The organism is Kitasatospora sp. NPDC029367 (assembly GCF_055569135.1).
Genome location: NZ_JBVHYH010000092.1, coordinates 16,935 through 34,720, shown reverse-complemented (window position 1 = coordinate 34,720; position 17,786 = coordinate 16,935). Strand labels below are relative to the sequence as shown.

The following is a 17,786-nucleotide window of genomic DNA, read 5'->3' as shown; positions in this document are numbered from 1 at the left end:
TTGGGAACGGGTTGGGGGGGGGGGGGCGGGCCCCCCCCCCCCCCCCCCCCCCCCCCCCCCCCCCCCCCCCCCCCCCCCCCCCCCCCCCCCCCCCCCCGGCGCGCGTCCTGCCCGGCCTGTCGCCACCTGGCGTGGACGCGTCCGGAAGGCGGCGTGAAGATATGGCGTACGCTCGTACGATTTGCCACTGATTGCTCGCAATTACGCACCGTCAGCCCTTTGCCACGGTTCGCGCGCCCTCTTACGCTCCGGCGTCATGCCCTCACCCCTGATCAGCGTCGTGCTCCCCGCCTACGACCAGCACGGACAGCTCGCCGACTGCCTGGACTCGCTGCTCGCCCAGACCCTGGCCGACGTCGAGGTGATCGTGGTCGCCGACCGCTCCCCCGAGACCGCGGGCGGGCTGGCCGACGCCTACGCGGCCCGGCACCCCCGGGTGTCGGTGCTGCACCTGAACGCGGCCGTCGGGGTCGGGGTGAGCCGGAACGCGGGCGCGGCGCGGGCCACCGGCGAGCACCTGCTGTTCCTCGACGCCGACCATCTGCTGCCCCGGGACGCCCTCCAGGCGCTCGCCGACCGGCTCCGGCAGACCGGCCCGGTCGACGTCCTGTTGTTCGGCCACTCCCGCCGCCACAACGACCGCGACTGGCCGGGCGGCGCCGAGGCCCTGCTCGCCGAGGCCGGCCCCGAGCCCTTCGCCCCCTTCGACCGGCCCGAGCTGTTCGGCGCACCCCCGCTGATCTGGGACCGGCTGATCCGCCGCGGCCACTGGGAGGAGCTCGGGCTCGCCTTCCCCAACGGCCGCTACGAGGAGATCCCGGTGGTGCACGCGGCGCTGCTCGGCGCCCGCAAGGCCGCCGTCCTGGCCCGCGAGTGCGTCCAGCTGCGCCGCCGGGAGACCGTCCACCCGGCCGGCGGGCCGGGCAGCAGCGTGTTCGACCTCTTCGAGCAGTACGAGCGCAGCTTCGCCCTGCTGGAGGACCAGCCCCACCTTTACGCGGTCCGCGACGCCCTGTTCGTCCGGATGATCCGGCACTACCTGTTCGTCTTCGACCTCGCCGGCTGCGTCTCCCGCGCCGAACGCCCCCAGTTCTTCCACCGCGCCGCCGAGCACCACCGCCGCTTCCAGCCGCCCGGCCACCGCAAGCCGGCCGGCCGTGAGGGCATCAAGTTCTCCCTGCTGGCCGGCGGCGCCTACCCGGCCTTCGAGGTCGCCAAGCTCTCCCACATCGCCCGCGGCACCCTCACCGGCCGCAAGTAGCTCAGCGGGCGTGCGCGGTTCCGCCCCCGGCGGCCATCGCGGCGGCGATCCGACGGGCCCGCTCGGCCCACAGCTCGGCGGGCAGCGGCGGCAGCACGTCCATCCACAGCGGCAGGGTGGAGCCGCGCAGCTGCCGCATGCCCTCGGGCCGGGCGATCAGCCACAGGTGCAGGTGCGCGGCGCCGTCGCCCCAGCGGTTCACGTGGACCGGCCGATGCCGCCGAGCGACAGCACGGCCCGCTCGACGCGCTGGAGCATCGGGCCGAGCCCGGCGGACAGCTCGACCGGCAGGTCCAGCAGGTCGTGGTGGGCCCGGGGCCACAGCAGCAGGGTGACGGGCAGGCTGCTCGGCACGTCGGCGCCGCCGAGGCGCCAGTGCTCGTCGGTCCAGAGGAAGTCGGAGTCCGGGCGGGCGCACTCCCGGCAGTGCTCCGGCCCCTCCTCGCCGTGGCGCGGCGGCTCGGGCAGTTCGGGCGCGCGCAGCTCCCGTACGGTCAGCTCGCCGTCGTACGGGAAGATCTCCCAGGACGGCGCGCCGTCGGCGGGGACGGCCAGGGGTTCGCCGATCGGCAGCCGGGCGAGGTAGGCGTCGGGGCCGGCGAGGTCCACGGAGTCGTCGATCATGACTGCCGAGACTGCCACATGACACCCCGTCGGCGGTACCCCCGTCGTGCCCGGTACCGGTGCGGCGGCCCGACTGCGATCATCGGCGGAGTCCACTTCCTGGGAGGCCCTGGTGAGCCGTCCGTCCGCCGTCCCCGGGGCCGAACTGGCCCGTGAACTGGCCGCCGTGCTGCGCGGGGAGGTCCGCTTCGGCGCCGCCGAGCGCACGGTGTACAGCCACGACGCCTCCAACTACCGGCACCTGCCGCTCGGGGTGGTCAAGCCCGCCGACCTGGACGACGTGCGCACCGCGCTGGCGCTGTGCCGGCAGTACGGCGTGCCGGTGGTGGCCCGCGGGGCCGGGACGAGCATCGGCGGGCAGGCGATCGGCCCGGGCGCCGTGGTGCTGGACTTCCGCCGCCACCTCGGCGCGGTGCTGGAGGTCGACGCCGAGGCCCGCACCGCGCGCGTCCAGCCCGGCACCGTGCTGGACGACCTCCAGCGCGCCGCCCGGCCGTACGGGCTGCGCTTCGGCCCGGACCCGTCCACGCACAGCCGCTGCACCCTCGGCGGCATGATCGGCAACGACTCCTGCGGCTCCCACTCGCTCGCCTGGGGCCGCACCGCCGACAACGTGGAGCGGCTGGAGCTGCTGCTCGCCGACGGCACCGAACTCACCGTCGGCGGGCGGCTCACCGCCGCCGAGCGCGCGGCGCTGCCGCAACTGCCCGGCCGGGCGGGCCAACTGCACCGCGAACTCCAGGAGTTCACCGACCGCAACCTGGCCGTCATCCGGCAGGGCATGCCGCGGCTGCCCCGCCGCACCTCCGGCTACCCGCTGGACGCCCTGCTGCCCGAACACGGCCACCACCTGGCCCGGGCGCTGACCGGCACCGAGGGCACCTGCGCACTGCTGCTGGGCGCCACCGTCCGGCTGGTCGAGGACCCGCCGGCCCGCGCCCTGGTGCTGGCCGGCTACCCCGACGAGGGCGCCGCCGCCGACGCCGTCCCCGCGCTGCTGCCGTACGGTCCGCTCACCGCCGAGGGCATGGCCGCCGACCTGATCGCCGCCCTGCTCGCCGCCGGCCCGCGCCCGCCCGCCCTGGACCGGCTGCCCGCCGGCGGGTGCTGGCTGTTCCTGGAGACCGGCGGCGCCACCGCACTGGAGGCCTACCAGGCGGCCCGCCGACTGGCCGACGCGGTGCGCCGGGAGCCCGCGGCCACCGTCGCCCTGGTCACCGACCCGGTCGAGCAGCGCCAGCTGTGGGCCGTCCGGGAGGCCGGCGCCGGGATCGTCACCCGGCTGCCCGGCGGCGGCGAGGCCTGGCCCGGCTGGGAGGACTCCGCCGTCCCGCCCGAGCGGCTCGGCGACTACCTGCGCGGCCTGCGCGCCCTGCTGCGCCGGCACGGCCTGCACGGCGTGCCGTACGGGCACTTCGGCGACGGCTGCGTGCACCTGCGGATCGACTTCCCGCTGGACCGGCCGCACGGGGCCCCGGTCTTCCGGGAGTTCCTGGAGCAGGCGGCCGACCTGGCGGTCTCGTACGGCGGTTCGCTCTCCGGCGAGCACGGTGACGGGCAGGCCCGGTCCGAGCTGCTGCCGCGCATGTACCCGCCCGAAGTCATCGACCTGTTCGGCGAGTTCAAGCGGATCTGGGACCCGGAGAACCTGCTCAACCCGGGCGCCCTGGTCGACCCCCGCCCGCTCGACGCCGACCTGCGCTTCGTCACCGCCCCGCGCCGCCCGCTGCCACTGGCCCTGCCGTACGAGCAGGACGGCGGCAGCCTCACCAAGGCGGTGCACCGCTGCGTGGGCGTCGCCAAGTGCGTGGACCCGACCACCGGGGTGATGTGCCCGAGCTACATGGCCACCGGCGAGGAGCGGCACTCCACCCGGGGCCGGGCCCGGCTGCTCGCCGAGATGCTGCGCGGCGAGGCCATCGCGGACGGCTGGCGCTCGGCGGAGGTGCGGGAGGCCCTGGACCTCTGCCTGAGCTGCAAGGGCTGCGCGAGCGACTGCCCGGTGCACGTCGACATGGCGACCTACAAGACCGAGTTCCTGTACCAGCACTACCGGCACCGGCCCCGCCCGCTCTCCCACTACTCGATGGGCTGGCTGCCGCTCTGGCTGCGCGCGGCCGCGCTGGCACCCGCGGCCGCCAACACGCTGGCCCGCTCCCGGGCCGGCGCCCTGCTCAAACGGCTCGGCGGGATCGACCGGCGCCGGGTGCTGCCGGTCCTCCCGCCCGAGACCTTCACCCGGTGGTACCGGCGCCACCGCGCCGCCCACCCCGCCCCGGCGGGCGCCCGGCCGGTGCTGCTGTGGCCGGACACCTTCTCCGACCACCTCCAGCCGGACGTGCTGCGCTCGGCCGTCGAGGTGCTGGAACACCTGGGCTTCGACGTCCGACTGCCCGACGGGCCGGTGTGCTGCGGCCTCACCTGGTACTCCACCGGCCAACTCGGCACCGCCCGCCGGGTGTTGCGGCGAAGCCTGGCGACCCTGACGGCCACCGGGCTCCCGGCCGACACCCCCGTGGTCGGCCTGGACCCCAGCTGCACCGCCACCCTGCGCGAGGACCTGCCCCGGCTGCTCGGCGCCGACGGCCGCCCACTCTCCCAACGGACGCGCACCTTCGCCGAGTTCATCGACGAGTACGCCCCGCAGGCGCCGCTCCCCCGGGTCCGGCTGGAGGCCGTCACCCAGACCCACTGCCACCAGCACGCGGTGCTCGGCAGCGCCGCCGACCGCCGGGTCGAGGCCCGACTGGGCCTGGACAACCGGGTGTTGGACTCCGGCTGCTGCGGGCTGGCGGGCAACTTCGGTTTCGAACGCGGGCACTTCGAGGTGTCCCAGGCGATCGCCGAGCGCGTCCTGCTGCCCGAGGTCCGGGCCGCCGGGCCGGAGACGGTGGTACTGGCGGACGGTTTCAGCTGCCGCACCCAGATCGCCCAACTCGCGGACGGCCGACGGGCCCTGCACCTGGCGGAGCTGATCGCCCGGGAGCTGCGAAAGCAGTCCTCGCAAGCGGGTTAGGCACTCGGCGAGGAAGGCCCCGGCGTGGGCCGCGGCCTCAAAGTTACCGGCCGAATCGGCGATTCGCCCCGAACGGCGAATTCGAGTCCCGCTTCTCGGGCGCGAACGGGGTCCCGGAGGTGAGCGCGCGACAGCCGACCACCAGCGCCTCCCCCAGGAAGCCCACGCCGATCGACAGTTGGACCGGCCGGGCGTCCGCCGCCAGGCCGCCGCGCTCGGCGAGCATCGCGAAGCCCGCCATCACGGCGAGCGAGACCACCGCCACCAGCAAGGTCCGCCCGGTGTAGCGCTGCCACAGCACACCCTCCCGCTCGTACACCCGAATGGTGGCGCCGCGCAGCGCCCCGAGGGCGACGCCGAGCGCCGCGCCGCCGCCGATCCAGACGTAGTCGCCCACCCCGAGGCCGTGCCGCTGCGACACCGCCCACACCCCGAGCGCGGTGAGCACCACCGGTGGCGCGAGGAGGTCCCGCGCGTTGAGCGGTTCACCGCGCAGCCGCCGGACCACCACCACGGCCCCCACGGCCACCATCAGCGCCACGTGCACCCAGCTTCCCATCCCTTGCCCCGCTCCCCGATTTTTATAGCTTGACCGTGCTAAATCATCAATTTAGCTCGCCCGTGCTATAAAGGCAACATGCCGAAGATCGTCGACCCCGTGGAACGCCGCCAGGCCGTCGCGAACGCCGTCCTGCGCGTCGCGGCCAGGGAGGGCCTGGAGCACGCCTCACTGCGCAACGTCGCCGAGGAGGCGGGGCTCGCGATCGGCTCGGTGCGGCACTACTTCGCCGGCAGCTCCGAGCTGATGATCTTCGCGATGCAGGAGCTGGCCCGCCGGATCGACGCCCGCATCCGCACCCACGCCCGCACCCTGCTCGACCCGGATCAGCCTCCCGGCACCGACCGGCGCGAACAGACCGTGCTGCTGCTCGCCGAGACCCTCCCGCTGGACGCCGAGCGCCGGGAGGAGTCCGCGCTCTGGCTCTCCTTCGTCACAGCTGCCCGCACCCGGCCCGAACTACGGCCCCGCGCCGCCGAGTTGCAGACCGGCCTGGACGCGCTGGTCCGGCATGTCCTGGTCGAGATCGAACGCGCCGGTGGCCTGACCCCCGGCCTCGACCTCGACGTCGAGACCCGCCGGCTCTCCGCCCTGTTGGACGGCCTCACCCTGCAGGCCGTCCAGCACCCCGACCTGGTCGGCCCGGACGAACTGCGCGCGGTGCTGCGCCGCCACCTCGACACCCTGGCGAGCGGCTGACCACCCGCCGTCCGGATCAGCCCTGCAGCGCCTCCTTCTTCGGCGGCGCGTCGGAACAGACCGCCGACACGAACTCCGCGAGCCGGGCCTGCGGCAGCCCGCGGGCGATGTCGGCCTCGCTGATCATGCCGACCAGCTTGTGCTCCGGGTGGTTGATCACCGGCAGGCGGCGCACCTGGTACTGCTCCATCACCCGCAGCACCTGCTCGCAGTCCTCGTCCGCCTCCACCGTCATCGGCCGGCCGAGCGCCAGTTCACCCGCCGTCACCTCGGACGGATCGCGCCCCTCCGCGACGCAGCGCAGCACGATGTCGCGGTCCGTCACGATGCCCAGCAGCCGGTCGTTCTCCCCGCAGATGGGCAGCGCGCCCACGTGTCGTTCCCGCATGATCCGGGCGGCGGCGGCGAGCGTCTCGTGCTCACGGATGCACTCCGCCCCCGGGTGCATGATGTCGCTGGCGATGGTCATGATCCGCCTCCTGGCCTGACTTCCGACCCCTCGTCCATCCTGGTCCGACCGGGTGACCCACGCCACCGGGCCCGGGCAGGCCGGGCAGCGCTCAGGACGACGCCCCGCGCCCGGTGCGCTCCTGCGCCCCGCTCTCCGTCGAACCACCTGCGGACCCGGACCCGGCGGCCGGGCCGGCGGCCTCCGGACCCGCCCCGTCCGGACCCGCCCCGTCCAGATCCGCTCCGTCCAGATCCGCTCGGTCCAGCGGCGACGTGCTCAACAGCTCCTCCAACGGCGGCAGCTCGTGCTTGGGCGGCTCGTGCGGGAGCTCCTCCTCCGGCACCTCCCCGCGCTCCACCGCCTGTTCCGCGGACTTCGCGGCGGCGGCAACCGCAGCGGCCGCCAGCAGGTCCCGCTGCTGGGACTCCGTAGCACTGTCCAGGAACCGCAGCAGCTCCACCGGGAACGGCAGCACCAGCGTCGAGTTCTTCTCCGCCGCCACCTCCACCACGGTCTGCAGCAACCGCAGTTGGAGCGCCGCCGGGGTCGCGCTCATCACCGCCGCCGCCTCCGACAGCCGGGCCGAGGCCTGGAACTCACCGTCCGCCGTGATGATCCGCGCCCGCCGCTCCCGCTCGGCCTCCGCCTGGCGAGCGATCGAGCGCTTCATCGACTCCGGCAGGGCGACGTCCTTGATCTCCACCCGGTCGATCTGGATGCCCCAGCCCAGCGCCGGGCTGTCGATCATCAACTCCAGCCCCTGGTTGATCGGTTCGCGGTTGGCCAGCAGGTCGTCCAGTTCGCTCTTGCCGATGATCGAGCGCAGCGAGGTCTGCGCGACCTGGGAGATCGCGAAGTTGTAGTCCTGCACGTTGACCGTCGCCTTGACCGGGTCCTCCACCCGGTAGTAGACGACCGCGTCCACCCGCACGGTCACGTTGTCCCGGGTGATGCCCTCCTGCGCCGGGATTGGCATCGTCACGATCTGAACGTTCACCCGGCGCAGCCGGTCCGCGATCGGCAGCAGCGCGACCAGCCCCGGCTCCCGGACCTCCTCGCGCACCCGCCCGAAGCGGAACACCACGCCCCGTTGGAACTGCTGGACCACCCGGATGCTCAGCCCCGCCCAGATCGCCCCCAGCCCGACCAGCCCCCCGAGAGCCCCCAGCACCGCATCGACGATCATCGCGGCCTCCTCGCGGCCTCCGCGCACACCGGCGCGTCCGGCCGCCGCCGGCCGAACCGGGCCGGGGGCCACCGGAGCAACTGCTTCCACGCTACGCCTGCCCGGACACCGCCGGATCGAACGGGCTGCACCCCTGGGGAAGACGGGCCCTGGTGTCCTGAGTCAGGACACTAGGATCGATGACATGCAGCCGGCCCTCGCCGTTGACCCCGCCGACGACCCCGGCGACCCCCGCCACCCGGCCGCGGCCGCCGCCCGGGCCGGCGGACTCACCGTCCTCGACCGGGTCGTCACCGACTGCCGGGCCTGCCCCCGGCTGGTCGCCTGGCGCGAGGAGACCGCCCGCACCAAGCGCCGCGCCTACCAGGACTGGGACTACTGGGCCCGGCCGATCCCCGGCTTCGGCCCGCCCGACGCCCCGCTCGTCCTGGTCGGTCTCGCCCCCGCCGCCCACGGCGCCAACCGCACCGGCCGGATCTTCACCGGCGACCCCTCCGGCGACCTCCTCTACGCGGCCCTCCACGAACTCGGACTCGCCAACCGCGCGGAGTCCGTCCGACACGGCGACGGACTGGAGCTGTACGGCGTCCGGATCACCGACCCGGTCCGCTGCGCCCCGCCCGACAACAAGCCCAGCACCGCCGAACGCGACGCCTGCCGCCCCTGGATCACCCGCGAACTGCAACTGCTGCGCCCCACCGTACGGACGGTCGTCGCCCTCGGCGGCTTCGCCTGGCAGGCGATGCTGCCGGTGCTCGCCGACGCCGGTTGGACCGTCCCGCGCCCGCGCCCGGCCTTCGGCCACGCCGCCCTGGTCACCCTCCCCGCCCGGGACGGCGGCCCCGACCTGCGGCTGTACGGCTGCTACCACGTCAGCCCGCGCAACACGAACACCGGGCGGCTGACCACCGCGATGCTCCGCGACCTGCTCCGCGAGGCGGCCGTCTCGGCGGGGCTCAGCCCCCGTTAGGGCGCGGCGCCGAACCGCCGTAACCTCCACCCGAACCCGTTGTGCCCCCCACAAGAAGACCCGGAGCGTCCGAGGCGATGACAGCACACTGTTGCGAGTCGATGACCAGGCAGCTGGACCGACAGTGCCACCAGCACGACGACCCGTACGACTGCCCCGACGCGGTGGTGCTGTTCATCGCGAAGTACCAGGAGTACGGGATCGTCGTCCACGACGGCGGCCGGTCCAGCATCGGCATCGACTTCTGCCCGTGGTGCGCGGCACGGCTCCCCGAGTCCCAGCGGGACCGCTGGTTCGACGAGCTGGAACGCCGGGGCATCGACCCCTGGGCGGAGGACGTCCCCGCCGAGTTCGAGGACGACCGCTGGCTCGCCCTGCCCGACGGCGACACCCGCTAGTTCACCAGGCCGCAGTTCCCGAGGCGCGCGGTTCCCCGGGCCGCAGTTCCCCAGGCCGCCTAACCGAACCGCGCCAGCTTCCGGCCCGACGCCCTCGCCCACACCTCCGGCAGCCTGGCCCGGGCGGCCTCCGCCGCTGCCAACTGGCCCGCGTAGAGCACCCCGCAGGCGAAGGGCTCGCCGGCCGCCGCGGGCCGGGCCGCCAGGGCCGCGGCGGCGACCACCGCGTCCTGGTGCTCGCCCAGCACCTCCTGGACGGCCTTCATCCGCTCCGCGTAGCGCTCCGCCGCCGCGCCGACCGCGGGTGCCGCCGTCTCCCCGGCGTAGCGGGCGCGCTTGGCGGCCTTGCGGGCCTCGTGCAGGGCGACGTCGCGCTCCGCGGGGCCGGCCGCGAGGGCGGTGCGGATCCGGGCGGCGGTGCGGCGCTGTTCCCGGGCCGCGATCCGGGAGAGCTCGGGGCCGGCGGCCCGGGCGGCGCGCGGGCGCAGCGGCGGGTCGGCGAGCAGGGTGGTCAGGGCCTCGGCCAGCGCCCGGCGGCGGGGGCTGTCGAGGGCGGCGACCACCTCGGGCCAGGCCCGGCGGTACTCGGTCCGGCCCCACTCCCGCAGCGCCCCGGCGACCCGTTCCGGCCCGCAGGCCTCCGGCAGTTCGCCGGCCCGGGCAGCCAGCCGTTCGGCGAGCACCTCGCCGTCCCGGGCCCGGCCGAGGGCGGCGCCCAGCCAGCGCAGGTCGGCGACCAGGGTGTCGGTGCTGCCGGGGGCGAGCAGTCGGCGGAAGGTGCGCAGCGCGCTGCGCAGCCGTCGGCAGGCGACCCGCATCCGGTGCACGGCGTCGGGTTCGTCCGCGCGGACGGCGTCGTCCAGTCCGGCCAGCACCACCGCCTGGGCCTCGACGCGGTCGAGCAGCACCCGTCCGACCGTGGTCTCGGGCCTCGCCATGGACGCGCACCCCCTCGTCGGGGTCACCGGTGATGCCTTCCAGGGTAGGCACCGGGCGGCGGCTGTCGACCCCGCACAGCCCGGGCGGGCGCTGTCACGGCCCGGGCGGCCGCCGTCACGGCCCGGGCGGGCGGCACCCTCGGCAGTCAAGGGCCGTACGCACCCTCGTGCCGGGCGCGAGGGGCATGGCATACTCCGGAGCGTGCTGACCTCCACCCATGCGACCAGGGCCCTGCGGGCTGCGGTGTTCACCGCGCTCGCCGTGCCGATGGCCGCGTTGGGCCAGGTGGTCATCACCGGTCGCCCGCTGTCGCTGTCGCTGGTGGCCACGGCGAGCGCCGTCGTCTTCCTGGTGGTGGCCGCGCTGGCCGGCGGGGAACGCCGGCTGCTGCACATCACCGCCGTGATGGTGCCGGTCGAGCTGCTGCTGAACACCACCTTCAACCTGGGCCAGACCGCCTGTGGGCCGGTGCTCTCCGAGCACGTGTCCGCGCGCGGGGTGAACCTGCTGGTCTGCGGCGGCGGTTCGGTGGACGGCTCGCTGCTGGGCGGCCCGCTGGGCCACACCGGGGAGCTGGCGCCCGCGGCGACCCAGCTGCTGCTCCTGGTGGTGCACCTGGCGATCGCGCTGGCCGCCTCGGCCTGGCTGCGGCTGGGTGACGCCGCGCTGTCCGGCCTGGCCCGGGCGCTGCGCGCGCTGCGCCAGTCCCTGGCCCGCCCGCTGCGGGCGCTGCTCCTGCTGCTGCTTCCCGCCCCGGTGCGCCCGGTGCTGCGGGTGCCGCTGCCGGTGTCCGACCACGAGCGGCCGCGCCGCGAGGACGTGGTCCTGAGCCCGGCTCCCCGGCGTGGTCCGCCGGTCCTCGCGCCTGCCTGCTGAGCGCGTACCCCCTTCCGTCACCTGAGCGTGCACGGTTCCGTACGCCCGCGGGCAGTGCGCTCGACTCCGCGTTCCCTGCCCCCGCCGCACCCGAGTGCGGCCACCCGCGCGCGCCCGCGCGCCGCGTACAGGAGTTGACTTCCCCATGGCTCAGGACAAGAACAAGAAGCGCGTCAGCGCCCGCGAGCGGATCCAGGAGGCGCAGCGCCGCGAGCAGCAGGCCGCCAAGCGCCGCCAGCTGATCGTCGTGTCGGTCTCCGCCGTCGTCGTGCTGGCCCTGGCCGGCGGTGTCGCGCTCGCGATCAACACCGGTTCGAAGAACGACGACAAGGCGGCCGCGGCCGCCTCCTCGGCCCCGCTGGTCGTGCCGGCCAACGCCACCGGCCCGGACGGCACGGTGATCACCTACGGCAAGGCCGACGCCCCGCACACCATGGAGGTCTACGAGGACTTCCGCTGCCCGGTCTGCAAGCACTTCGAGGCGGCGAACGGCCAGACCGTCAAGCAGCTCACCCAGGACGGCCAGATCAAGGTGGAGTTCCACCTGGCCGCCTTCCTGGACAAGAACCTCGGCGGCAAGGGCTCGCGCACCGCCCTGGCGGCTGCCGGCGCCGCGCTGAACGAGGGCGTGGAGAAGTTCAAGGCCTTCCACGACGTGCTGTACGCCAACCAGCCGGACGAGCGCAGCGACGACTTCGGCGACGTCAACCACCTGCTGGACCTGGCCGGCCAGGTGCCCGGGCTCAAGACGGACGCCTTCGTGAAGGCGGTCACCGACCGGACGTACGCGCCGTGGGCGGCGAAGGTGGCCGACGCGTTCAACAACAGCCAGGTGACCGGTACCCCGACGGTCAAGGTGGACGGCAAGACGATCAACCTGTTCGCGGGCAACACCACCGCCACGCCGGAGCAGTTCACCGCCCAGGTGAAGCAGGCCGCCGGCCTCCAGTAGGCCGCACCGCGCCCGCACCGCACCGCGCCTGTACCGTCCCGCCCCGCCCCGCACGGCACCACCGGCCCGGCCGAACTCCCGGCCGGGCCGGCCCCTCCCAGCCAGCCACCGGAGTGTGCTGTCATGACCGCCCCGACCACCGTGCACCCCTCCCCGTCCGCCCCCGACACCGCCGGCCGTGGCCCGATCGGCGCGAGCCGGGCCCTCGCCCTCCTGCTGTTCCTCGGCGGACTGGTCGGGCTGGCCGCCTCGGCCGTCCTGACCTTCGACAAGCTCCGCATCCTGGAGAACCCGTCGTACGTCCCCAGCTGCAACATCAATCCGGTGATCAGCTGCGGTTCGGTGATGCGCACCGAGCAGGCGGAGGTCTTCGGCTTCCCGAACCCGCTGCTCGGCCTGGCCGCGTTCGGCGCGCTGGCGGCGATCGGGGCGGGGCTGCTGGCGGGCGCCGCGTACCGGCGCTGGTTCTGGCTGGGCCTGCACGCCGGGACGGCGCTGGGCATGGTGTTCGTGCACTGGCTGATCGACCAGGCGCTGTACGAGATCGGCGCGCTGTGCCCGTACTGCATGGTGGTCTGGGCGACGGTGGTGGTGCTGTTCTGGTACACCACGCTGCACAACCTGCGCACCGGCGTGATCCCGGTCGGGCCGAGGGCGCGGGCGGTGGTCCGGGAGGCGGCGCGCTACCACTGGGCGCTGCCGGTGCTGTGGGCGGCGGTGATCGCCCTGCTGGTCCTGAACCGGTTCTGGTACTACTGGAGCACCCTCGGCTGACCGGCCCGGTCAACCCACGTACCCCGCCGAGTGCAGCAGCACGGCGGCGCCGGTGCGCCGGGCCTCCAGGGCCCCGGTGAGCCGGCGCGCCGCGCAGGGGTGCAGCAGGGCGGCCGCCCGGGCGGGGGTGAAGTAGCCGTGGTCGGCGATCTCCTCCGGCTGCAACCGGATCACCGCGCCCGGCTCGACCGCGCCGCCGTCGAACATGAAGTGCACGGCCGGGTGGGCGTGCCGGCCCTGGTCGGGGATCGCCTCGCGCCACTCCACCGCCAGGAGCCGCAGCTCGCCCGCCGACAGCCCGGTCTCCTCCCGCAGTTCGCGGGCCGCGCACTCGGCGGGGCGCTCCCCCGGGTCCATCCCGCCGCCGGGGAACTGCCACTGGTCGCGGTAAGTCGCTTTCAGCAGCAGGATCTTGCCGTCCTCATCGGTCAGCAGCACGCTGCAGCCGATGTAGGCGCGCACTATCCCGGCGAGCCACTCCTCCTCCGTGAGTGCCCAGGTCTCCGTCATCGCGCCTCCTCCGCCGGCCGCTGTCCGTCCCGGCCACTCTGCCGCAACCGCCGCCCCGGCAAAGGTGGTTCGTACCTAATCCACCCGATCGGGTAGCCGTGGCGCGTGCCGAGACGCGTGTCAGCCGAAGACCGCCCGGCGGAAGGCGTTGCGCAGGTCGGTCAGCGGCTGGGTGTTCCGGTCGTGGTGCACCTTGTTGGTGAGCAGCAGGGCCCAGCGGCCCTGGCGGCGGGAGACCCAGCAGCCGGTGCCGGTGAAGCCGTAGTGGACGAAGGTGCCCTCGGCCGGGTCGGTGCCGGCCGAGAACAGCCAGGACAGGCCGCGCGCGGGGGCCAGGCCGCCGGTCTGCTCGCGCAGCGATTCGGTGATCCACCGCCCGCCCCACGGGAGTTCGGGGGGCGGGGCGAGCACGGCGGTGAGGAAGCGGGCCAGGTCGCGGGCGGTGGAGAAGACGCCGGCGTTGCCGGAGACGCCGCCGAGCAGCCGGGCGGAGGGGTCGTGGACGACGCCGCGCAGGTGGGCGCCGGTCGGCTCGTGCCACTCGGTGGGCGCGGTCCGGGCGGTCTCCGCGGCGCCGAGCGGCCCGTACCGGGTGTCGGTCATGCCGAGCGGCCGCCAGGTCCAGCGCTCGGCGAGGACGTCCAGCGGCGCGCCGCCGAGGTCCTCGACCAGGTAGCAGAGCAGTACGGCGGCGCGGTCGGTGTACTCCACGGCCACCCCCGGCGCGCGGTGCAGCGGGGCGGCCAGCACCCCGGCCCGGATCGCCGCCGGCTCCCGCCCGTAGAGCTGCTCGAAGCGGGTGTACGGCAGCATCCCGGCGGTGTGGGCCAGGAGTTGACGGACCGTCACCGCATCGACGGGCCGCCCGGCGGCGGACGGCCACCAGTGGCCGAGCGGTTCGTCCAGCGGCAGTCGACCGGACTGCCACAGCACTCCGGCGGCGGGCCAGAGCGCCACCACCTTGGTGAGGCTGGCGAGGTCGTACAGGGTGTCCGGCCCCGGCACGAGCCGCGCGTACGGGCCCCGCCCGAGGGTGCCGTGGCTGCCGACGCCGAGGGTGCCCCCGGCGTCGCCGACGGCCCAGACGGCGCCCGCGCCGACGGCCCGCAGGCCGGCCAGGACCAGCCGGTCCAGCTCCCCGCCGGGCGCGACCAGGGCGGGGAGGCGTCCCGCTTCGGGGGCTCGGTGGTCCACCCCGGATGTCTACCCGGGGCACCCTCCGCTCAGACCGCCGCGGGGAGTTCCTTGCCGAGGCAGATGCTCTGCGGGTGCTCCTTGTAGATGCCGAACTTGCGGATCGCCGTGTAGCCCTCGGAGCCGTACAGCGCGATGGCCTCGGGCTGCTCGCTGCCGGTCTCCAGGATGACGCGGGTGTGCCCGGCCTCGGCGGCGGTCTCCTCCAGGCGGTGCAGCACCGCCCGGGCCAGGCCCCGGCCGCGGGCGGCGGGGACCACGAACATCCGCTTGAGCTCGACGTCGCCGTCGCGCAGCCCGTCCGGGCCGGCCTGCTTGGCCCGCCAGCCGCCGCAGGCGACCGGCCGGCCGTCCAGGTAGGCGATCATGAACAGGCCGGCCGGGGCCTCGAAGTCCTCGGGGTGCATCACGGTCTCGTCCGGGTCGCCGTAGCGGCGGACGTACTCCTGCTGCACCTCCGCCGACAGGGCCTGCGCGTCGGGGTGGGCGTACCCGGTGATGCGGAACTCGACGGTGCTGGTGGCCTGCTCGGCGGTGCTCTCCATGGTGGAAAAGCCTACGACTCGGCTTCAGCGGCCCTCGAACCGGGCGAGCAGCTCGGTCTTGCCGAACATCGCGGCGGCGTCGACGGCGGACGGGACGCCGGCCCTCGGGTCGGCACCGCCGGCCAGCAGGGCCTCGACGACGTCCGTGCCGCCCTTGAAGACGGCCCCGGCGAGCGGGGTCTGGCCCTTGTCGTTGGCGCGGTTCGGGTCGGCGCCGCGCTGGAGCAGGGTTTCGACGGTGGCGGCGTGGCCGTGGTAGGCGGCCAGCATCACCAGGGTGTCGCCGCTGCCGTTGGTGAGGTCCGCGGAGACCCCGGCGTCGAGCGCGGTGGTCAGGGTGGCGGTGTCGCCGGCCCGGGCGGCGTCGAAGAGCTTCCCGGCGAGCGCGATCACCTCGGCGTCGGGGGCATCGGTCATGGCGGACTGCCTTTCCAGAGGGGTGACGAGGGCTCGTGCGTACCGCACCGTAGCGGCCGGTGCCGCCGCCGAACCAGCGGGCGTCCGGATTCCGGACGACGGCCCCACCGGCCCGGGACGCGGTACGACGTGCGGCCGCGCGGGTCGCGCCGCCGTTCGAGCGAACTTTCGGGACCCCCCGGAAGATTCCCGCCCACCCCCCGGGAATGCCTCGCGGCACCGGCCCCACCCGGATCCGACGCGATTCCGGGCCCCCACCCCGACCGGTTCGCACACCGCCGTCCGGCCCACCCGAAGGCCTTGAACGGCAGAACCACCCGTTTGCACCGTTCCATCATCTATTACTTTTTGTCACGATTAGGGCACTTTAAGTAACACTGTCCCCCGTCCCCCTCCCCGAGGAGCAGAAGTGATCCTCTCGATTTCCGGCATCGTCCTGTTCGGCACCATCGCCTTTCTGTTCTTCCGCAGGGACGGACTGAAGGTCTCGCACGCCATCGTCTGCGCCCTCTTCGGCTTCTACGTCGCCGGCTCCTCGATCGCCCCCAGCATCACCGCGGGCGGTGCCAGCCTGGCGAGCCTGCTCGGCGGCATTCGGTTCTAGGCGCCGCCTCTCCCCCACCGGCCCGGGCGCGGATCCCACCGCCCCGGGCCCCGTCGTACCACGAGCAGTCCCCCCTCACCCCACCCGTCCCACTCGTCCGGGGAGTCACGGAATGCCGCTCCACCGCCATCTCGGCAAGGGCCGCGAGTTCGCCCGAACCGCCGGGGACCACGCCACCGACATGTTCGCCCCGCTCACCGTGATCGGCCGCGGGCTGCGCCACCACGCCGGCTGGGCCAAGGGCCGCTGGCAGGCCACCCCGAAGGAGCGGCGCGGTCCGACGCTGTTCCTGTCGGCCGCCGTGCTGATCGGCATCTACCTGCTGCCGCACGGCCTGCTGTTCGCGCTGGTCGGCCTGATGGCGAGCGCCGCCTGGGCCGGACGGGCCCCCAAGGCGGCGCCCGCCCCGCCCGCGCCCGACGTCGCCGACGTCAAGCTCGCCGCCCTCTACTCGGCGCTCACGCCGTACCTGTGCGGCCCCGAGGACGCCAACCCGCTGTACCACTTCGAGGGCAGCTACAAGAACGCCTTCGGCTCCTGGGAGTTCGACGGCGAGGGCCGGCTCTCCCGGCTGGAGCTGAGCTACCCCGCGTACTTCACCGACACCGAGCCCGCCGCCCGGGCCCGGATCGAGCAGGTCGTCCAGGGCAAGGCCGGCCGGGCCCGGGAGTACCGCTTCGACTGGGACGAGGAGTCCAACCGGCTGCGGATCACCGCACTGGCCCCGCTGCCCACCGACATCACCGCCCAGCGCTTCGTCGCCGCCCCGGGCGAGATCGTGCTCGGCTTCACGGACGAGGACGGCACCGCCCGCACCATTCCGGTCCAGCAGGGCGGGGCCACCGCCCAGCAGCCGCCGGTGGTCTGGCGCACCGGCCCGCGCTCCTCCGAGCCGCACCTGCTGGCCCTCGGCGTCGCCGGCTACGGCACCTCCAGCCTGATCCGCTCGATCGCGCTCCAGGCGCTCCCGTACGCCGACCTGGTGGTGGTCGACGGCGCCGGCACCGGGGAGCACGCCTGCCTGGTCAACCGGCCCGGCGTGCACACCGTGGAGACCAGCCTGCACGGCGCACTGGCCGCCCTGGAGTGGGCCGCCCGGGAGACCGAGCGGCGGCTCGCCGCGCTGAACACCGCCCGGTACACCGGCGCCGCGCTGCCCGAGGACCTCACCCGGCCGCTCTGGCTGCTGCTGGACCACCCGACCGAGCTGGGCGAACTCGCCCGCGCCGAGGGCCGCCCCGACCCGCAGGAGCTGCTGGAGCTGCCGCTGCGGCACGGCCGGGCCGCCCGGGTCACCGTGGTGATCGCCGACGACGTCGAGGCCCGGGACCGGATCACCCCGACCGTCCGGGCCACCACCCGGGCCCGGGTGCTGCTCGGCCCGGCCGGGCCCGAGGAGGGCCACGCCGCGCTCGGCGCACCGCTGGACATCGTGCCCGCCGCCCACGCCCCGGTCGGCCGCGGCTACGCCCGGATCGGCAACGGCGCCCCTGTCCGGCTCCAGGTGCCCGCCACCGTCGACCCGCTGGACGACGAGGCCCCGGCCCAGCTGCGCGACGCGGTGATCGCCCTGCTGCCGCACCGCGACAGCCGGACCGAGCCCGCCTCCGAGGCGCCGCCCCGCCCGGACCGCCCGCCGGTGGTCCCGGCGGACGCCGCCCCGCCCGTCCGCCCGGTCGACCTCGGCAAGACCGAGCCGATGATCCGTTCCCGACCGATCTCCTGACCGCCCGGGAAGCGGGGGCGACCGGCGCCGCGAAATCGCCGACCGGTACGCTCGTCACAGAAAGTCCGCACGATCACCAGATGTG

General features: G+C 74.8%; 20 protein-coding genes. 10 read left to right on the top strand and 10 right to left on the bottom strand.

The genetic code is table 11. The features are described from left to right. The first annotated feature begins 256 nt into the window (after positions 1-256). Entirely contained in the window at positions 257-1,261 is a 1,005-nt protein-coding gene (locus ACZ4W5_RS33875) for a glycosyltransferase family 2 protein (protein WP_360239763.1), read from the top strand. Position 1,262: 1 nt separating this feature from the next. Here ACZ4W5_RS33875 and ACZ4W5_RS33870 read toward each other — a convergent pair whose 3' ends face one another. Together ACZ4W5_RS33870 and ACZ4W5_RS33865 are read right to left on the bottom strand one after the other, a co-directional pair. Next, entirely contained in the window at positions 1,263-1,463 is a 201-nt protein-coding gene (locus ACZ4W5_RS33870) for a hypothetical protein (protein WP_465658880.1), read from the bottom strand. Next, positions 1,460-1,885: a hypothetical protein gene (locus ACZ4W5_RS33865; protein ID WP_465658878.1), complete on the bottom strand. Its 426-nt coding sequence runs from the start codon at positions 1,883-1,885 to the stop codon at positions 1,460-1,462. The genes ACZ4W5_RS33870 and ACZ4W5_RS33865 overlap by 4 nt, the downstream gene beginning before the upstream one ends. A gap of 112 nt (positions 1,886-1,997) precedes the next feature. On the opposite strand from ACZ4W5_RS33865, the gene ACZ4W5_RS33860 reads away from it, so the two are divergent. After that, the gene (locus ACZ4W5_RS33860; protein WP_465658877.1) at positions 1,998-4,901 is read left to right on the top strand and encodes an FAD-binding and (Fe-S)-binding domain-containing protein; all 2,904 of its coding nucleotides are present in this window, start codon (positions 1,998-2,000) and stop codon (positions 4,899-4,901) included. A 43-nt stretch (positions 4,902-4,944) separates the two neighbouring features. On the opposite strand, the gene ACZ4W5_RS33855 is transcribed toward ACZ4W5_RS33860, so the two are convergent. Continuing rightward, complete coding sequence (locus tag ACZ4W5_RS33855) at positions 4,945-5,460, bottom strand: DUF1453 domain-containing protein (protein ID WP_465658875.1); 516 nt, start codon at positions 5,458-5,460, stop codon at positions 4,945-4,947. A 78-nt stretch (positions 5,461-5,538) separates the two neighbouring features. Between ACZ4W5_RS33855 and ACZ4W5_RS33850 the strand changes: the two genes are divergently transcribed. Further along, positions 5,539-6,159, top strand: a complete 621-nt coding sequence (locus ACZ4W5_RS33850) for a TetR/AcrR family transcriptional regulator (RefSeq protein ID WP_465658874.1) — start codon at positions 5,539-5,541, stop codon at positions 6,157-6,159. Positions 6,160-6,175: 16 nt separating this feature from the next. Here the strand turns inward: ACZ4W5_RS33850 and ACZ4W5_RS33845 are convergent, their stop codons facing one another. Then, the gene (locus ACZ4W5_RS33845; RefSeq protein ID WP_360239784.1) at positions 6,176-6,628 is read right to left on the bottom strand and encodes a CBS domain-containing protein; all 453 of its coding nucleotides are present in this window, start codon (positions 6,626-6,628) and stop codon (positions 6,176-6,178) included. A gap of 91 nt (positions 6,629-6,719) precedes the next feature. Further along, complete coding sequence (locus ACZ4W5_RS33840; protein ID WP_465658873.1) at positions 6,720-7,796, bottom strand: slipin family protein; 1,077 nt, start codon at positions 7,794-7,796, stop codon at positions 6,720-6,722. 184 nt (positions 7,797-7,980) lie between these two features. Here ACZ4W5_RS33840 and ACZ4W5_RS33835 point away from each other — a divergent pair, with 184 nt between their 5' ends. Both ACZ4W5_RS33835 and ACZ4W5_RS33830 read left to right on the top strand, forming a co-directional pair. Beyond that, positions 7,981-8,766: a uracil-DNA glycosylase gene (locus ACZ4W5_RS33835; RefSeq protein WP_465658871.1), complete on the top strand. Its 786-nt coding sequence runs from the start codon at positions 7,981-7,983 to the stop codon at positions 8,764-8,766. 77 nt (positions 8,767-8,843) lie between these two features. Then, positions 8,844-9,164, top strand: a complete 321-nt coding sequence (locus ACZ4W5_RS33830) for a DUF6980 family protein (protein WP_465658869.1) — start codon at positions 8,844-8,846, stop codon at positions 9,162-9,164. Positions 9,165-9,223: 59 nt separating this feature from the next. On the opposite strand, the gene ACZ4W5_RS33825 is transcribed toward ACZ4W5_RS33830, so the two are convergent. Continuing rightward, on the bottom strand, positions 9,224-10,102 hold the full coding sequence (locus ACZ4W5_RS33825; protein ID WP_402486313.1) for a CHAD domain-containing protein: 879 nt from the start codon (positions 10,100-10,102) through the stop codon (positions 9,224-9,226). A gap of 202 nt (positions 10,103-10,304) precedes the next feature. Here ACZ4W5_RS33825 and ACZ4W5_RS33820 point away from each other — a divergent pair, with 202 nt between their 5' ends. From ACZ4W5_RS33820 to ACZ4W5_RS33810, 3 genes are all read left to right on the top strand, one after another. Next, positions 10,305-10,979 (top strand): hypothetical protein, encoded by a 675-nt coding sequence (locus ACZ4W5_RS33820; RefSeq protein WP_360239799.1) that lies wholly within the window; start codon positions 10,305-10,307, stop codon positions 10,977-10,979. A gap of 145 nt (positions 10,980-11,124) precedes the next feature. Beyond that, positions 11,125-11,931 (top strand): DsbA family protein, encoded by an 807-nt coding sequence (locus tag ACZ4W5_RS33815; protein WP_360239802.1) that lies wholly within the window; start codon positions 11,125-11,127, stop codon positions 11,929-11,931. 123 nt (positions 11,932-12,054) lie between these two features. Further along, on the top strand, positions 12,055-12,705 hold the full coding sequence (locus ACZ4W5_RS33810; protein ID WP_465658867.1) for a vitamin K epoxide reductase family protein: 651 nt from the start codon (positions 12,055-12,057) through the stop codon (positions 12,703-12,705). A 9-nt stretch (positions 12,706-12,714) separates the two neighbouring features. On the opposite strand, the gene ACZ4W5_RS33805 is transcribed toward ACZ4W5_RS33810, so the two are convergent. From ACZ4W5_RS33805 to ACZ4W5_RS33790, 4 genes are all read right to left on the bottom strand, one after another. Beyond that, positions 12,715-13,215 (bottom strand): NUDIX domain-containing protein, encoded by a 501-nt coding sequence (locus ACZ4W5_RS33805; protein WP_465658866.1) that lies wholly within the window; start codon positions 13,213-13,215, stop codon positions 12,715-12,717. Positions 13,216-13,335: 120 nt separating this feature from the next. Next, positions 13,336-14,409: a serine hydrolase domain-containing protein gene (locus tag ACZ4W5_RS33800; protein ID WP_465658865.1), complete on the bottom strand. Its 1,074-nt coding sequence runs from the start codon at positions 14,407-14,409 to the stop codon at positions 13,336-13,338. Positions 14,410-14,438: 29 nt separating this feature from the next. Continuing rightward, positions 14,439-14,954, bottom strand: coding sequence for a GNAT family N-acetyltransferase (locus ACZ4W5_RS33795; protein ID WP_465658864.1), 516 nt, complete (start codon positions 14,952-14,954; stop codon positions 14,439-14,441). A gap of 24 nt (positions 14,955-14,978) precedes the next feature. After that, a complete protein-coding gene (locus ACZ4W5_RS33790) occupies positions 14,979-15,371 on the bottom strand; it encodes an ankyrin repeat domain-containing protein (RefSeq protein WP_360239817.1) in 393 nt (130 codons plus the stop codon). Positions 15,372-15,780: 409 nt separating this feature from the next. Here ACZ4W5_RS33790 and ACZ4W5_RS33785 point away from each other — a divergent pair, with 409 nt between their 5' ends. Together ACZ4W5_RS33785 and ACZ4W5_RS33780 are read left to right on the top strand one after the other, a co-directional pair. Next, a complete protein-coding gene (locus tag ACZ4W5_RS33785) occupies positions 15,781-15,975 on the top strand; it encodes a hypothetical protein (RefSeq protein WP_097238968.1) in 195 nt (64 codons plus the stop codon). Positions 15,976-16,087: 112 nt separating this feature from the next. After that, a complete protein-coding gene (locus tag ACZ4W5_RS33780) occupies positions 16,088-17,701 on the top strand; it encodes a hypothetical protein (protein ID WP_465658862.1) in 1,614 nt (537 codons plus the stop codon). The last annotated feature ends 85 nt before the right edge of the window (positions 17,702-17,786 follow it).

Coding starts and splice junctions, on each gene's coding strand:
- ACZ4W5_RS33810 (WP_465658867.1), top strand. CDS start 12,055: ATGACCGCCCCGACCACCGTGCACCCCTCCCCGTCCGCCCCCGACACC.
- ACZ4W5_RS33850 (WP_465658874.1), top strand. CDS start 5,539: ATGCCGAAGATCGTCGACCCCGTGGAACGCCGCCAGGCCGTCGCGAAC.
- ACZ4W5_RS33855 (WP_465658875.1), bottom strand. CDS start 5,460: ATGGGAAGCTGGGTGCACGTGGCGCTGATGGTGGCCGTGGGGGCCGTG.
- ACZ4W5_RS33830 (WP_465658869.1), top strand. CDS start 8,844: ATGACAGCACACTGTTGCGAGTCGATGACCAGGCAGCTGGACCGACAG.
- ACZ4W5_RS33790 (WP_360239817.1), bottom strand. CDS start 15,371: ATGACCGATGCCCCCGACGCCGAGGTGATCGCGCTCGCCGGGAAGCTC.
- ACZ4W5_RS33840 (WP_465658873.1), bottom strand. CDS start 7,796: ATGATCGTCGATGCGGTGCTGGGGGCTCTCGGGGGGCTGGTCGGGCTG.
- ACZ4W5_RS33795 (WP_465658864.1), bottom strand. CDS start 14,954: ATGGAGAGCACCGCCGAGCAGGCCACCAGCACCGTCGAGTTCCGCATC.
- ACZ4W5_RS33875 (WP_360239763.1), top strand. CDS start 257: ATGCCCTCACCCCTGATCAGCGTCGTGCTCCCCGCCTACGACCAGCAC.
- ACZ4W5_RS33815 (WP_360239802.1), top strand. CDS start 11,125: ATGGCTCAGGACAAGAACAAGAAGCGCGTCAGCGCCCGCGAGCGGATC.
- ACZ4W5_RS33865 (WP_465658878.1), bottom strand. CDS start 1,885: ATGATCGACGACTCCGTGGACCTCGCCGGCCCCGACGCCTACCTCGCC.
- ACZ4W5_RS33780 (WP_465658862.1), top strand. CDS start 16,088: ATGCCGCTCCACCGCCATCTCGGCAAGGGCCGCGAGTTCGCCCGAACC.
- ACZ4W5_RS33825 (WP_402486313.1), bottom strand. CDS start 10,102: ATGGCGAGGCCCGAGACCACGGTCGGACGGGTGCTGCTCGACCGCGTC.
- ACZ4W5_RS33805 (WP_465658866.1), bottom strand. CDS start 13,215: ATGACGGAGACCTGGGCACTCACGGAGGAGGAGTGGCTCGCCGGGATA.
- ACZ4W5_RS33845 (WP_360239784.1), bottom strand. CDS start 6,628: ATGACCATCGCCAGCGACATCATGCACCCGGGGGCGGAGTGCATCCGT.
- ACZ4W5_RS33835 (WP_465658871.1), top strand. CDS start 7,981: ATGCAGCCGGCCCTCGCCGTTGACCCCGCCGACGACCCCGGCGACCCC.